Below are 13,750 nucleotides of genomic sequence, written 5' to 3'. Positions count from 1 at the left end.
GTATTCACAGGCTAAACTTTATGAACTTTCTTTCTTTTTCGCGGACGCTTGCCCCGGTTTTATTGCTGTTACTGACGTTGCCCTCGAAGGCCCAACTACGACTTGATCTCGAATCGGGGCTGGTTCTTGGAACGAATTACACGGATGTTCGGATTCCCAATCAGGGGGGCACGCTGGTTGATTTATCGAAGCAGCTAAGCGCAGAACCCAAGGTTTTTTACCGCGCCCGGTTGGGGTATACCATTGCCAACCGGCACACGATTTCGGCTTTGTATGCGCCCCTGACGGTTCGGTATCAGGGGAATTTCGACCAGGATATTAATTTTAACAACGTCCTGTTTCCGGCCAATCAACCGGCGACGGCCTACTACAAATTTAACTCTTACCGGCTTACGTACCGCTACGACTTTGTGGCTAACGACCGCTGGCGGGTGGGCGCGGGTTTTACCGCTAAAATTCGGGATGCCGACACGCGGTTTGAGAATGAGGTCAGTAAAGCCAATTATGACAATGTAGGCTTCGTGCCGTTGCTGAATTTCTACGCGGCCTATTCGCCCGGTGATCGCTGGAGCGTACTGCTGGAGGGCGACGCGCTGGGGGCAAAGGCAGGTCGGGCTGAAGATGTTTTTTTGGGAGCGGTCTACCAAGCCAGCCCGAAACTGGGTTTCAAACTGGGCTACCGGGTCGTTGAGGGCGGAGCCGATACGGACGAAATTTATACCTTTACCTGGATCAATTACGCGTCGGCGGGGGTGTTGCTGACGTTGTAAGCCAGGGTCATCCGGCATAACCTTTACAAATTAAAAGCGGCAATTCCGGGTGATGGGATTGCCGCTTTTAATTAGTAACTACTTTAAAATCAGTTGCCTCCAGTGAATTTTACGATCATGCCTGAACCGTAATACAGGACAAAATAGGTATCGGCGGTGTTACTGACCAGTATATCTACCGGCGTGATGTACGGGAAAGCCCCCGAGAACAACGTTCCGCCCGAGCTGTCACCATCCACATCGCCGTTGGCAACCCGTGGGGTGGTTGAGAATCCGAATTCAGTCACCAGCGCTTTGCCTCCCGATGTCAGCGCGATGTCGGTCAGGGCCGAGAATTTGGTTTTATAAGCGACCGGTGTAATCGGAGCGGTACCCATGGCACTTACTTTGTAAATGGTCGAAAGATTGGCCGGAAAGGGGTAGCCCACCAGGGTGGTAACGAGGAAGTCGGTTCCGTTGAAGACGATACCGGTCGGTACGGGGTCGATGGTCGGAGGGCCGGTCGATGGATCCAAAGGGTCAAAAATAGGATTCGGCACATCCGGGAAAATCGCGTAGATACTCAAGTCTCCGGTATCCTTGTCCCGACGTACGATGGCGTTTCCACCGGCATCGACAATGAACAGATCCCCGTCCGGTCCAAAGGTTAAATTATAAGGGTTCGAATCTTTCGGGTCGGGGGCATTCGGATGCTCCTGCCGCACAAATGTACCAATGTCGATTTTGGTCAATGAACCAAACGGAATTGGAGCCGTCACGCCCGGAACGAATGAAGAGATATCCGCAATGTACAGCGCGTCATCGACGCCGTGCAAAATGTATAGCTTGCCGTCTCTGTAAGCCAAGTGGTTGAGCCCTTCGGGTGAGCCTTCCGGACTTTCGGCGGACAGAAAACCGGTGATGGCGGTAAACGTACCGCCGGGGGTGATGACCGAAACCCGGCCACTGGCGGGGCTGGCCGTTCCACTGCCGGCTTCCGTAACCCACAGATACCCTTTGTTATCTTCTGCCATTCCAATCGGCGAGCTAAGGCCGCTGGCTACCGGCGGACCCTGAACGGCTGAGAACGTAGTCGGATTCGGGAACTGGTGATCCTGAATCTGTTTGAAGCAACTGGTAACGCCAAAAATCAGCGTGCTGACCACCAACAGCGCCAGTAGGGATCGGAGTGTAAAATGTCTGGTATTCATGCGTAAAAATGGTTAGGAATTGAAAAAAAAGAATCAAGCTAAGTAGAACTCGGACAAAAACTGCAAGAGCCGCAAGTTAGTCCGAGAATAGGGGGAATGTTACGCTAATTTATTATCTGGTGACTTTTTTCGAGCGTAGAACCGCATTTTTGGCCGGTCAACCGGTTTTCCGTTGGCCCGGAGGAGAGGTTGTGTCGGTTTTAGAACGTAACTGCATTCTATCGCGGAATGGGTAATCCGGTAGGTAGTTGTACACCTTGAGTCGCTGTCAGTAGTCTGGAAAAAGGTTTTGAGGGATGAGAATCGAGGAAAGCAAGACGGGGAAATTCCCGTATTTAGTCGGAAAATTCCCGTAAAACCGCCCGCCTATTTGGGGTTCATTGGCCCGCGGCTGGCCGTATTGAGGGCGGTTTCATTTGAATAACCGGGCAAAGAATTTATTGAACGGCAAAATGGATCATATTGAAACCTAATCACCGGACGAGGAGTCACTGAACGTCGGACTATAGGTAAAAATACGGTCTGACAATTGGTTAAGACGACTTGCATGGAGTGTGGATTTGCCTTAATTTCAAACCATTGACTAAACGCTGTCTCTGTGGAAACCTCTATCGCCTTAAAAACCTCCATCGCCATTGTCGATGACCACCGCCTGCTGGCTCAGGCCCTGGCTGACCTGATTCAGAAATTCGACAACTACGAAGTACGCATTGTGGCCGAAAATGGCCGCGATCTGATCCGGCACCTGAGCCAGGGCGACTGCCCCGATATTGTGTTGCTGGACATCAACATGCCCGAGATGGACGGTTTTGAAACCGCAGCGTATCTGAAAGAACATTGCCCGACCTGTAAAGTGCTGGCTCTCTCGATGATGGATCGCGAGGAGAACATCGTGCGGATGATTCGGAATGGCGTTCGGGGCTACCTCCTCAAAGGTTGCCGACCTGCCGAACTGCGGCTGGCGCTCGACGACCTGCGCACCAAAGGCTATCACTATTCCGAGTTCATGACCACCCAGCTCGTCCGGAGCCTGAATCCCACTGAAAACGGCACCCCGGCGGCCCTTTTTAACCTCAACGACCGTGAACTCACGTTCCTGAAGCTGGCGTGCAGCGAGCTGACGTATGTCGAAATTGCCGACAAAATGTGTGTCAGTGCCCGAACCGTCGATGGCTACCGGGAGTCGGTTTTTATGAAAATGCAGGTAAAAACCCGCGTCGGTATGGTGCTCGATGCCATCCGCTGGGGGTTGGTACAGCTATAAGCCGGTTATCTCCGATTTTTCCCGTACTTTTGCACCAACGCAGGGTTGGGTGGTAACTACAGCCTTGCCGGGTTTATTCGCGGTACCGGGCGACCGGTATCGTTCTACTGTTCCAGATAAAAGCACATGGCTAAAGTTTCTGATCACATCCGTCAGGCGAACGGAAAAACGATCTTTTCAATTGAAGTTATCCCACCGATCAAAGGCGACAATCTCAAAAATCTGTTAGACAATATCGAGCCGTTGATGGAGTTTAAACCTCCGTTCATCGATGTGACGTACCACCGCGAGGAGTACATCGAACGAGTCGAACCCGACGGAACGGTTAAAAAAATTATCACCCGAAAACGACCCGGAACGGTGGGCATCTGCTCGGCCATCATGCACAAATTTGGCGTCGATCCGGTGCCGCACGTGCTTTGTGGCGGTTTTACAAAGGAAGAAACCGAAGATTTCCTGATCGATCTGCATTACCTGGGCATCGACAATGTGCTGGTTTTGCGGGGCGATCCGGCCAAACCGTTTGATACTTTCAAGCCCAAAACGAATGGCTATGCCTACGCCAGTGAACTGGTGACGCAGGTGGCCAACATGAACCGGGGCGTATACCTGCACGAAGGCTCGCACGCCATGACGCCCAGTAATTTCTGCATCGGTGTGGCGGCTTATCCCGAAAAGCACTTCGAAGCCATCGACCACGATACCGACTTCAGGTACCTGAAACTGAAAATTGACAAAGGTGCTGATTACATCGTGACGCAGATGTTTTTCGACAATCAGAAGTATTTCGATTTCGTCCGGCGTTGTCGGGAAGCGGGCATTACCGTTCCGATCATTCCGGGCCTGAAACCGCTGAGCACGCGCAAACAGTTGCAGGTGTTGCCCCGGCTGTTTCACCTCGAAATGCCGGCCGATTTTGTGAAAGCCGTGGAAGCCTGTGAGGACGACAAACAGGCCCGGCAGGTCGGCATCGACTGGTGCATTCAGCAGTGCCGCGAACTGACGAAAGCCGGTGTGCCGGGACTCCATTTTTACACGATGGGAAAATCGGATAACATTGTTAAAATTGCCCGGGAAATATTCTGATCGACTGGCCGGATGAAGGGGTATTTGTCTGGCCATACTTATTCCTAAACCAAACTCTTCTTTCTATGAAATCCTTCCTATTTTTTTGCGGGGTATTGATCTCTTCCTTTGCCTATGCCCAATCCTCCACGGGTGAGAAAGCGGTTCTGGACATTGAAAAACAGCGTTTCGAGGCACAAGTCACTAAAAACTATGCAGTTCTGGAAAAAGTGCTGGGCGATGATCTGATTTACAACCATTCCAACGGCAACCAGGACACCAAACAGTCGTTTATCCAATCGATCCGGGACGGTAAACAAAGCTACGATGCGATCGAAATGCTGGAGAGCAAAGTGCTTCTGTATGGCAATACGGCGGTGGTGAGCGGTATTTGTCAAGTCAAGGCTGCCAACAACGGGCAAACCATCAACACCAAACTGCGCTACACGGATGTTTACGTCAAAAAAGGTCCGCAGTGGCAGATGGTCGCCTGGCAATCGCTCCGCCTGGCGAATTAGGAGTGAAGAGTGAAGAGTTATGAGTTAAGAATTAAGAGTTGGCTGACGCACCCTTTTTAACTCATAACTCTTCACTCTTCACTACACAGCGTTCGTTTTTCAGGACTTCCAGCCCGCCGTCTTCAACGCGCAGCCGGGATTTTTCGTTGTCGAATTCTTCCCGGTGAATTTCCTTGAGTTCTTTCCGTTTCATGGCTTCCAGAAACCGGCGGGTGTCGTCCGGTGATTCGAGCAGGAGGGGAGGCACTTCGGTCGGTTTGTGGTCGTCGTCGGTGGCCACCATCGTAAAATAGGAGGTGTTGGTGTGTTTGACCGATCCGGTTCGAACGTTTTCGGCAATCACTTTAATCCCAATCACCATCGACGTCCGGCCGACGTAATTGACCGATGCCATCAACGAAACCAGTTCGCCCACTTCCACGGCCTGCCGGAAGTTGACGCCTTCCACCGAAACTGTCACGCAGTAGGCCCCGGAATGTTTGGACGCGCAGGCGAAGGCGACTTTGTCCATCAGGGATAGCAGAATACCGCCGTGAATTTTACCGCCAAAATTGGCGTAGGAGGGAATCATCAGCTCAGTGAGCGTGGTGCGGGAGGAGGTTACGGATTTGGGAGCCATTTTTGATTATTTTGTGGCAAATTAACCGATATACCATAGCAATGAAAAAATTGGTGCTGATTCTAGGGTTTTGGGGGCTAATCGGAAGTGTGTATGGGCAGCAGCAAAGGGTGGAAGTCAAAATTAAGGATGCAAAAGACAGGACATTCGGGCCGGTTGAGACGAGTCCTGAGTATCCGGGAGGCATAGAGCCTTACTTTAACCAAAACACACGGTACCCGAAGGAGGCTCGCCAAAACGGTATCAAAGGCCGCGTGTTTGTTAGCTTTCGAATCGACTCGCTGGGTTATATTCAGGATTCTACCGTTCGGGTAATCAGAGGTCTTGGATATGGTTGCGATGAAGAAGCCGTCCGTTTGGTACGAAACATGGCGCGCTGGAAACCGGGAACCGTTTTGAATAAACCCGTATCGGTCAAGTATAACATTCCCGTGTTGTTTCCACCAAAGCCCTAAAAAAAGGCACCGCGTGGAAGCCGACGGTGCCTTTAACAAACCTAATCAAGAATTGTGTCCGTCGCTGCTTAGACGGAGAAGCTCTCTCCACAACCGCAGGTCCGGCTGGCGTTGGGGTTTTTGAACTGAAATCCTTTGCCGTTCAGGCCGTCGGAAAAATCCAGTTCGGTGCCGGCCAAATAGAGCAGGCTCTTCCGGTCGACGTAAATTTTGATGCCTTTGTCTTCGACGATGTGGTCGTTGGGTTGCTGAGCCGTATCGAATTGCAAATCGTACATCAGACCGGAGCAACCCCCGCCCTCAACCGCCACGCGGATGGCATAGTTGTCGTTCAAACCGTCTTTCTGGCGGAGTTCAACAATTTTATCTTTGGCTTTATCAGTTACCGAAACCATAATCTTACGTAGTAGTTGGACGCTAAGGTAAAAACCGTGTACGGAAAAGAAAAGTTTCTTCAAAAACTCCGCTTAACTCTGCGGTTCTCTGCTCAACTCTGCGAAATAACTTTATAACTTGAAAGCGGTTTCGCGGAGATAAGCGGAGAACTAAAGAGATTAGCGGAGAAATGTTGACGAATGTAGAGCATATCGGCATTGCGGTAAATAGCCTGGCGGCTTCCAATGCCTTGTTTACGAAGTTGTTGGGCGAAAAACCTTACAAGGCTGAAGCCGTGGAGTCGGAGGGCGTGACGACCTCGTTTTTCAAAATAAACCAGACCAAGATCGAACTCTTGGAAGCCACCCACCCCGACAGCCCCATTGCGAAGTTTCTGGAAAAAAAGGGCGAAGGCATCCACCACATCGCCTTCGAGGTGTCGGATATTTACGCTGAAATCGACCGCCTGAAAACCGAAGGATTTACGCCCCTGAACGAAACCCCCAAACGGGGCGCCGACAACAAGCTGGTTTGCTTCCTGCATCCGAAAGAAACGAACGGCGTGTTGGTGGAGTTGTGTCAGGAAGTGAAAGAGGAGAGCAAGGAGTAAAGAAGAAAGAATAGAGAAGTAACCAGCCCATGACTTTAGTCGTGGGTTTGAATGAAAACAAACCCGTTCAATAAAAACCGTTTCAACGGTTTAGCTCATACGAATATGCTAAAGCGCGTTTCCATCCAGAATTTCAAAAGCCTGAAAGACGTTAAACTGAATCTTGAAAAAGTCAATCTATTGATTGGCCCGAATAACTCGGGGAAGACGAATTTTTTGAAGGCGCTGGAGTTTTTTAGCTCATATAACGTAATGAAGTATCCAGATAATTGGAATCATACATTTAATAAAAGAGTAGAGGATACTATTATTACAATTAGTACCTCTACCACATATGGTGAGTTGTTTATAAAAAGAATATATAAAATTATTGCAGATGAAGTTAAAGAAGAAACTTGGATGGATAATCAGCCAAGAGAGATAGACGAGTTGACAGATCTGCAAAAGAAAAAGCTGGATATTGAGTATAGATCTTCGTACATAAGATCAAATAAACTAAAAATATATACACCTCAACCGGAAAAGATTCGGGGAGCATATCCTATTTTAGCCGGTAACGATTATATTGATGAATTTGGAACTAATATTATTCCTTTTTTAGAACTATTAAGAGATAAATACAGGACTAACTACTATCAAATTGAACAAGATTTAAAAAGGTGCTTGCCCGAGTTTGATTATATAAGTTTTGATCCTGTTGATATTGGTAGTGATCATTATTTAAGAAGATCTTTTGGAGATAAAACTTTTAAACGGCTTGGGTTGCATAATGAAAAAAGTAATCTTTCTTTTTGGGCAGATGAATTGTCAGAAGGTACTCTTTATTTTTTGATTCTTTTGTGTATTATTCACCAACCCAATCCGCCCAAACTTCTCCTTCTCGAAGAACCAGAAAAAGGCATTCATCCACGCCGGATTCATGAAGTCATGAATTTCATTTTTCGTTTGGCTGATGAAAAAGACATTCAGATTATTCTGACAACGCATAACGAAAATGTATTGAACGAATTCACATCTATGCCCGAAGCAGTTTTTGTCTTTAACAAAGATGAAGAAGGGGCCACTTATGTTCGGAATTTGCAGAAAGACATCATAGAACCCTCTCATCAACGGAGTCGTGAAGATGGGCTTGAGGAAATCGATTTTACAGATGATTTAGGCAAAAACTGGATGTATGGATTATTAGGAGGAGTTCCCACCGAAGAATTATGAAATCAATTAAGTATGCCTTGATCGCTGAGGGATATTCCGAATACAAGTTTATTCCGGTTTACCTCCAGCGCATGACTTCGTCACTTGGATTGCAGGTTAAACGAAGTAAAATTGACCTGTTGAAAAAACAACCAAGTAAATCCAAAGTCTATAACGAAGCTGCCAAGTTAGGGCAAAGTGCTTTCCAGGATGGTGCTGTTTTGTGCTTAATTGGCGTTGATTTAGATCGACCCGATCAGACACCCGAGCAAAGCGATCATACAAAAGAGTTGAAAAAACTTGAGAATGCCGTTAAGCCAATCTTGAAGAAATACGGACACCAGATTAAGCTTTATGTACCTGTTCAGGCAATCGAACATTGGTTGGCTTATCAAAAATATAGACTGGACGATGGAAAACGCCCTGCCAATAATAGCCTTGAAAAAAATCATCAGGATGAGCTAAAGGCATTTGTTTATGGCGATAAAAAAGCAAAACAATGGAAAATAGAGGAAGTAGCGCAAACCGTCGCCGAAAAAGCTGATTTTGAAGAACTCGCGAAACAATCCCGCTCGTTTGACCATTTTCATAAACAAATCGTTACTTTTCTGGCGTCGTACAACAACACCACAAAACCATGAAATACTACAACTCCATCATAGATACCATCGGCGACACGCCCCTGGTGAAGCTGAATAAGGTGACCAAAGGCATCCGGGGGACGGTTTTGGCAAAAGTCGAGTACTTTAACCCCGGCAACTCGGTGAAAGACCGCATCGCCGTTCGGATGATCGAGGACGCGGAGAAGGCCGGAATCATCCAGCCGGGCGGCACCATCATCGAAGGCACGAGCGGCAATACCGGTTTTGGTCTGGCGCTGGCGGCCATTGCGAAGGGCTACAAGTGCATTTTCACGATGGCCGATAAACAGTCGAAGGAGAAAATCGACATTCTGCGGGCGGTGGGTGCCGATGTGGTCGTTTGCCCGACCAACGTGGAACCCGATGATCCGCGATCGTATTATTCCGTGGCCAAACGCCTGAACCGCGAAATTCCGAACTCGATTTACCCCAACCAATACGACAACCTCTCGAACACGGCGGCTCATTACAACACCACCGGACCCGAAATCTGGCGCGATACGGAAGGCAAAATCACGCACTTTGCCGCGGGCGTCGGAACGGGCGGGACGATTTGCGGAACGGCCAAATTCCTGAAAGAACAGAATCCGAATGTGGTCACAGTTGGCATCGATACCTACGGGTCGGTGTTCAAAAAATACAAGGAAACCGGCATTTTCGACCAGCGCGAGGTGTATCCGTACCTGACGGAAGGCATCGGCGAGGATATTTTGCCGCAAAACGTCGATTTCAGTTTGATCGATCATTTCGTGAAGGTGACCGACAAAGACGCGGCCATTATGGCCCGGCGGTTGTCGAAGGAGGAAGGGCTTTTCGTCGGCTGGTCGACCGGTTCGGCGGTGCACGGGGCGTTGGAATGGGCGCGGGAACACCTGACCGACGACGATGTGCTGATCATTCTGCTGCCCGACCACGGCACACGCTACCTCGGCAAAATCTACAACGATACCTGGATGAAAGACCACGGTTTTCTGGAATCCCGCGAGTTTTCGACCGCCCGCGACATTGTTCGCAGCAAAAACGGAAAAGGAGCCCTAACGACCGTCGGCCGGGAACTGAAAGTGGGCGACGCCATCCGGCTGCTCAACCAGCACAGCATTTCGCAAATTCCGGTGACGGAAACCAACGGCGAAATCGTCGGCAGCCTGACCGACTCGACCATTTTGAGCAAACTCATCGAAGACCCCGCCGTGAAAGACCTCACTGTCGGCGAGGTGATGGACAAACCATTCAAATTTGTCGCGCTCGACAACACCGTCGATGTGCTGTCGTCACTCATCGACCGCGACAACAAGGCGTTGCTGGTGCGCGACGAAAACCAGCAGGTCCACATCATTACGCAGGCGGATTTGCTGGCAGCGATCACCAATTGAACGATGAGTTATGAATGATGAACGATGGATGGAAAAGCCGCAATCGGATCGCCGGAGTTTTCTCAAAACCGCCTTTGCTGGCGTGCCACTTCTGGTTAGTGGAGTGCCTTCGGTGACTCCTTTGCTAGAGGCCAAACCGGAGCGGGTTCGGCTTAGTTGCAATCTTTACTCGTTCAACGATCCGCTGATGAGTGGCCAGATGACGTTGGAACAGGTGCTGACTTTTTGCGCGGAACTGGGCTTCGATGCGGTTGATCCGACCGCCTATTACTTCCCCGGCTATCCGGCTTTACCAGACGACAGTTATCTTTACGAAATCAAGCGAAAAGCATTTCGGCTGGGCCTCGACATCAGCGGAACCGGCGTGCGGAACGACTTTACGTTGCCCGACCTAACGCGCCGGAAAGCCGAAATCGAGCTGGTCAAAAAATGGGTGGGCTTTGCCGCCCGGTTCGGGGCACCCGTCTTGCGGGTTTTCTCCGGAGTTGGCAAGGAACTCAAAGCCGGTTATAACCGCGAGGAAGTTACGACTTGGGTTGTTGACGCGCTTCAGGAATGTGTCGAGTTCGCGGCCCGGCAGGGCGTGATCATTGTCCTGCAAAACCACGCGGATTTTATTCAGACGGCGGATCAGCTTCTGGACGTTGTCAGACGGGTAAACTCGGAATGGCTGGCGGTTAATCTGGATATTGGCAGCTTTAAAATCGGCGATCCCTACGCGCAGATCGCCAGCGTGGCTCCGCACGCAGCAACGTGGCAGATCAAGGAAAACCTGTTTATCAACGGGCAGGAAGTCGTGACGGATTTGCCTAAAATCATGCAGATTGTCCGCGAATCGGGTTATCGCGGTTATCTCCCCATCGAAACGCTGGGCAAAGGCGACCCCCGAACGAAAGTCCCCGTCTTCTACGAAAAAGTCAAGAAAGCCCTAAAGAATTATGAATGATGGATGATGAACGATGAATGTACATATAGTAAATTCATCATCCATCATTCATAACTCATCATTTATAACTACCTCCGGTTGTCGTCCCCCGAAACCATGCCCAGATAACTCCAGTAGCGGCTTTCGGCAATGTCTTCGGTGCCGACGGCTTCCTTGATGGCGCAACCCGGTTCGTTGATGTGCAGGCAGTTGTGAAACCGGCACTGGTTCAGGCGGTCACGCATTTCGGGAAAATAGTGGCTGATTTCCTCTTTCGCCATATCGGCCAACCCCAATTCCTTGATACCGGGCGTGTCGATGATGTAGGTGTCGGGCGCAATCTCGAACATCTCGGCGAATGTCGTGGTGTGAACACCTTTGTTGGCAAACGTCGAAACTTCATTCGTTCGCAGGTGCAGATCGGGAGCCACGGCATTGACTAGTGATGACTTTCCAACGCCTGAATGGCCCGCCAGCAGACTGATTTTCTGATCCAGCAACTTCCGGAACACGTCGACGTTCGCACCTTCGGTGGCTGAGGTTTCCAGACAACGGTAGCCAATGTTTTCGTATAAGTCGATGATTTCCCGCTGGTAGTCCAGGGCCTCGTCTTTCAAAATATCAGCTTTGTTGAAAACCAGCGTAGTCGGGATGCGGAACGATTCGGAGGTGACCAGAAACCGGTCGATGAAACCGAGCGAGGTGCGCGGAAACGCCAGCGTGACGATCAAAACCGCCTGGTCGAGGTTGGCGGCCAGAATGTGTCCATGGCCGGTTTTGTGAACGGATTTGCGGATAATGTAATTGTCGCGGGGCTCGATGTCGGTGATGACCACGGTATTTTCGAGTTCATCTTCCAGTTCGAAGCGCACGCGGTCGCCCACGGCAATCGGGTTGGTGACCTTCAGGCCCTGAATCTTGAATTTGCCTTTCAGCCGGGCGCGGTAAATGTGTCCGTCGTTGTTGCGGACTTCGTACCAGGAGCCGGTGGAGCGTAGGATTAAGCCGTTTTGCAAGGTTATTTTTGTTTCGCGGAGTTGAGCAGAGTTTAAAAGAGTTAAGCGGAGTTTCTTAGTTCCGGGTTCAGGACTCTGCTGACTCCTTGTTTTAACAAGGTTACGTGAAAATTGATTAACAAACCTAACCGAAATTTGCCTAATTTTAGATAGGTGAGCAGTTGGGCAAAATGAACATCCGTTAGTGTCTCCACGGTTTTCGTTTCCACAACGATTCGTCCTTCTACCAATAAATCCATCCGGTACCCGTGATTCAGTCGAACCTCTTTATAAACTATCGGCATCGGTTTTTCTCGTTCAACATACAACCCATATTCCGATAGTTCATACTGCAAACACTCCTGATAAGCCGATTCCAGTAAACCCGGCCCTAATGCCCGATGAACCTCAATCGCCCCCCGAATAATCTGATACGACAACTTACTATCCTCCATATACCTCCGCTAAACTCTGTGAAACTTCGCTTATCTCCGCGAAACAATTGTGTCCTTCACAATCTCCATCACTTTAGACGTAGCACCGGTATTCAGAGTAACGTAATCACCGGAAATAGCGGAAGCCGCTGAAGAATCCTCATAAAGCCGCGTAAAAACGGTCTCCAGTTCAGCGGAGTTGGAAACCGGAAAAGCCGCCCCCGCCTTCACCAGATCGACCGCTTCCTGAAATTTGCCGTAGTTGGGTCCGAAAAACAGCGGCATCCGGAAAGTCGCGGCTTCCAGAATGTTGTGCAATCCCTTCCCAAACGCGCCACCGATATAAGCAAATTCGCCGTACTGGTAAAGCGACGAAAGCATACCGACGTTGTCGATGATTAAAGTGCTAAATGGTTCAATGGTTTGATGGTTAAGAAATTGCGCTTCCGAAAACCGGATGGTTGGGCCGGGGAGCTGGCTGCGCCAGCGTTCGATTTCGTCGTCGTGAATCTCGTGGGGCGCAATGATGACTTTTAGCGGTTTGTCGAAGCGGTTCAAAAACGGAATCAGCACATCCATATCCGCCTGCCACGCGCTGCCGACCACCAGCAGGGGCGTATCGGCTTTGAACAGCCGGGCCACCGGGATGTCCTTTTTGGCATCAGCCACCTGCTTCACCCGGTCGAACCGCGTATCGCCCGCCAGCGTCACATTGGTTACACCGATGCTCTTTAGCAAATCGACCGACTCCTGATTCTGCACCAGAATATGGTTGAAAAACCGCAAAAAGGAGCGATAGAAACTGCCGTAGGGTTTGAAAAAGATCTGGTCGGGCCGGAAAATAGCCGAAAACGAAAAAATCGGAATCTGCCGGGCTTTCAATTCCCTCAGGTAGTGATACCAGAATTCATACTTGATAAAAAACGCAATGGTCGGGTTGACGCGCCCGACAAACTGCCGGGCGTTGGCGGCCGTATCGAAGGGAAGATAAAAGATATAATCAGCCCCCGCGTAGTTTTTTCGAACCTCATAGCCCGACGGCGAGAAGAACGTCAGCAGGATTTTATACCCGGGATACTGTTGCCGGAAAGCCTCCATCACCGGACGCCCCTGCTCGAATTCACCCAGCGAAGCCGCATGAAACCAGGCAATCGGTGCTGTATTATCAGCCAATTTTGTGTTTATTTGTTCCATCCATCCACGTCGCCCCTCCACCGCCAGCCGGGCTTTGGGGTGAAACCGGGCCGCAACCTGAAGCGCAGCCTGGTAAAGTAGGATGGACGTTGTATACAGTGCAGAAAGCAAGCGGATGTTCGTTGGTTCGA

The 13,750-nt window shown here is 49.9% G+C and carries 16 protein-coding genes; 10 read left to right on the top strand and 6 right to left on the bottom strand.

Translation table 11 applies throughout. The annotated features are described in order from the left end of the window. The first annotated feature begins 20 nt into the window (after positions 1 to 20). Positions 21 to 770: a porin family protein gene (locus DUE52_RS17570; RefSeq protein ID WP_114407344.1), complete on the top strand. Its 750-nt coding sequence runs from the start codon at positions 21 to 23 to the stop codon at positions 768 to 770. 89 nt (positions 771 to 859) lie between these two features. Here DUE52_RS17570 and DUE52_RS17565 read toward each other — a convergent pair whose 3' ends face one another. Then, positions 860 to 1,960, bottom strand: a complete 1,101-nt coding sequence (locus DUE52_RS17565; protein WP_114407343.1) for a ScyD/ScyE family protein — start codon at positions 1,958 to 1,960, stop codon at positions 860 to 862. Between the two features lie 598 nt (positions 1,961 to 2,558). Here DUE52_RS17565 and DUE52_RS17560 point away from each other — a divergent pair. The 3 genes from DUE52_RS17560 (at position 2,559) to DUE52_RS17550 (ending at position 4,807) form a co-directional block, all read left to right on the top strand. Continuing rightward, entirely contained in the window at positions 2,559 to 3,224 is a 666-nt protein-coding gene (locus tag DUE52_RS17560; protein WP_229312208.1) for a response regulator transcription factor, read from the top strand. Positions 3,225 to 3,350: 126 nt separating this feature from the next. Then, a complete protein-coding gene (gene metF / locus DUE52_RS17555) occupies positions 3,351 to 4,310 on the top strand; it encodes a methylenetetrahydrofolate reductase [NAD(P)H] (protein ID WP_114407342.1) in 960 nt (319 codons plus the stop codon). A gap of 65 nt (positions 4,311 to 4,375) precedes the next feature. Beyond that, the gene (locus tag DUE52_RS17550) at positions 4,376 to 4,807 is read left to right on the top strand and encodes a nuclear transport factor 2 family protein (RefSeq protein ID WP_114407341.1); all 432 of its coding nucleotides are present in this window, start codon (positions 4,376 to 4,378) and stop codon (positions 4,805 to 4,807) included. A 61-nt stretch (positions 4,808 to 4,868) separates the two neighbouring features. On the opposite strand, the gene DUE52_RS17545 is transcribed toward DUE52_RS17550, so the two are convergent. Then, a complete protein-coding gene (locus DUE52_RS17545; RefSeq protein ID WP_114407340.1) occupies positions 4,869 to 5,426 on the bottom strand; it encodes an acyl-CoA thioesterase in 558 nt (185 codons plus the stop codon). Between the two features lie 41 nt (positions 5,427 to 5,467). On the opposite strand from DUE52_RS17545, the gene DUE52_RS17540 reads away from it, so the two are divergent. After that, the gene (locus DUE52_RS17540) at positions 5,468 to 5,881 is read left to right on the top strand and encodes an energy transducer TonB (protein ID WP_114407339.1); all 414 of its coding nucleotides are present in this window, start codon (positions 5,468 to 5,470) and stop codon (positions 5,879 to 5,881) included. 68 nt (positions 5,882 to 5,949) lie between these two features. On the opposite strand, the gene DUE52_RS17535 is transcribed toward DUE52_RS17540, so the two are convergent. After that, a complete protein-coding gene (locus DUE52_RS17535) occupies positions 5,950 to 6,276 on the bottom strand; it encodes a HesB/IscA family protein (RefSeq protein ID WP_114407338.1) in 327 nt (108 codons plus the stop codon). A gap of 170 nt (positions 6,277 to 6,446) precedes the next feature. On the opposite strand from DUE52_RS17535, the gene mce reads away from it, so the two are divergent. The 5 genes from mce to DUE52_RS17510 are packed head-to-tail and all read left to right on the top strand — an operon-like array spanning position 6,447 to position 11,017. Continuing rightward, a complete protein-coding gene (gene mce, locus DUE52_RS17530) occupies positions 6,447 to 6,866 on the top strand; it encodes a methylmalonyl-CoA epimerase (protein WP_114407337.1) in 420 nt (139 codons plus the stop codon). Between the two features lie 51 nt (positions 6,867 to 6,917). Next, entirely contained in the window at positions 6,918 to 8,078 is a 1,161-nt protein-coding gene (locus DUE52_RS17525; RefSeq protein WP_229312207.1) for an AAA family ATPase, read from the top strand. Continuing rightward, the gene (locus DUE52_RS17520; protein ID WP_114407336.1) at positions 8,075 to 8,698 is read left to right on the top strand and encodes a DUF4276 family protein; all 624 of its coding nucleotides are present in this window, start codon (positions 8,075 to 8,077) and stop codon (positions 8,696 to 8,698) included. The genes DUE52_RS17525 and DUE52_RS17520 overlap by 4 nt, the downstream gene beginning before the upstream one ends. Beyond that, positions 8,695 to 10,071 carry a cystathionine beta-synthase gene (locus tag DUE52_RS17515; RefSeq protein ID WP_114407335.1) on the top strand — a complete coding sequence of 459 codons (1,377 nt, stop codon included), beginning with the start codon at positions 8,695 to 8,697 and terminating at the stop codon, positions 10,069 to 10,071. The genes DUE52_RS17520 and DUE52_RS17515 overlap by 4 nt, the downstream gene beginning before the upstream one ends. A 10-nt stretch (positions 10,072 to 10,081) precedes the next feature. After that, positions 10,082 to 11,017, top strand: a complete 936-nt coding sequence (locus DUE52_RS17510) for a sugar phosphate isomerase/epimerase family protein (RefSeq protein ID WP_229312206.1) — start codon at positions 10,082 to 10,084, stop codon at positions 11,015 to 11,017. Between the two features lie 68 nt (positions 11,018 to 11,085). Here DUE52_RS17510 and rsgA read toward each other — a convergent pair whose 3' ends face one another. Genes rsgA through DUE52_RS17495 form a run of 3 tightly spaced genes read right to left on the bottom strand, consistent with a single transcriptional unit; the run spans position 11,086 to position 13,730 of the window. Continuing rightward, entirely contained in the window at positions 11,086 to 12,012 is a 927-nt protein-coding gene (gene rsgA, locus DUE52_RS17505; protein ID WP_114407333.1) for a ribosome small subunit-dependent GTPase A, read from the bottom strand. 41 nt (positions 12,013 to 12,053) lie between these two features. Further along, positions 12,054 to 12,446: a GxxExxY protein gene (locus DUE52_RS17500; RefSeq protein WP_114407332.1), complete on the bottom strand. Its 393-nt coding sequence runs from the start codon at positions 12,444 to 12,446 to the stop codon at positions 12,054 to 12,056. Between the two features lie 30 nt (positions 12,447 to 12,476). Further along, on the bottom strand, positions 12,477 to 13,730 hold the full coding sequence (locus DUE52_RS17495) for a 3-deoxy-D-manno-octulosonic acid transferase (protein WP_114407331.1): 1,254 nt from the start codon (positions 13,728 to 13,730) through the stop codon (positions 12,477 to 12,479). Positions 13,731 to 13,750 lie beyond the last annotated feature (20 nt).

It is taken from the genome of Larkinella punicea (assembly GCF_003334855.1).
GTDB classification, from domain to species: domain Bacteria; phylum Bacteroidota; class Bacteroidia; order Cytophagales; family Spirosomataceae; genus Larkinella; species Larkinella punicea.
This window is presented reverse-complemented; position numbering and strand designations above follow the sequence as displayed.

Excerpts from the sequence above, each read along its gene's own strand:
- DUE52_RS17570 (WP_114407344.1), top strand. The coding sequence starts at position 21 with ATGAACTTTCTTTCTTTTTCGCGGACGCTTGCCCCGGTTTTATTGCTG.
- DUE52_RS17565 (WP_114407343.1), bottom strand. The coding sequence starts at position 1,960 with ATGAATACCAGACATTTTACACTCCGATCCCTACTGGCGCTGTTGGTG.
- metF (WP_114407342.1), top strand. The coding sequence starts at position 3,351 with ATGGCTAAAGTTTCTGATCACATCCGTCAGGCGAACGGAAAAACGATC.
- DUE52_RS17550 (WP_114407341.1), top strand. The coding sequence starts at position 4,376 with ATGAAATCCTTCCTATTTTTTTGCGGGGTATTGATCTCTTCCTTTGCC.
- DUE52_RS17545 (WP_114407340.1), bottom strand. The coding sequence starts at position 5,426 with ATGGCTCCCAAATCCGTAACCTCCTCCCGCACCACGCTCACTGAGCTG.
- DUE52_RS17540 (WP_114407339.1), top strand. The coding sequence starts at position 5,468 with ATGAAAAAATTGGTGCTGATTCTAGGGTTTTGGGGGCTAATCGGAAGT.
- DUE52_RS17535 (WP_114407338.1), bottom strand. The coding sequence starts at position 6,276 with ATGGTTTCGGTAACTGATAAAGCCAAAGATAAAATTGTTGAACTCCGC.
- mce (WP_114407337.1), top strand. The coding sequence starts at position 6,447 with ATGTTGACGAATGTAGAGCATATCGGCATTGCGGTAAATAGCCTGGCG.
- DUE52_RS17525 (WP_229312207.1), top strand. The coding sequence starts at position 6,918 with ATGAAAACAAACCCGTTCAATAAAAACCGTTTCAACGGTTTAGCTCAT.
- DUE52_RS17520 (WP_114407336.1), top strand. The coding sequence starts at position 8,075 with ATGAAATCAATTAAGTATGCCTTGATCGCTGAGGGATATTCCGAATAC.
- DUE52_RS17515 (WP_114407335.1), top strand. The coding sequence starts at position 8,695 with ATGAAATACTACAACTCCATCATAGATACCATCGGCGACACGCCCCTG.
- DUE52_RS17510 (WP_229312206.1), top strand. The coding sequence starts at position 10,082 with ATGAATGATGAACGATGGATGGAAAAGCCGCAATCGGATCGCCGGAGT.
- DUE52_RS17500 (WP_114407332.1), bottom strand. The coding sequence starts at position 12,446 with ATGGAGGATAGTAAGTTGTCGTATCAGATTATTCGGGGGGCGATTGAG.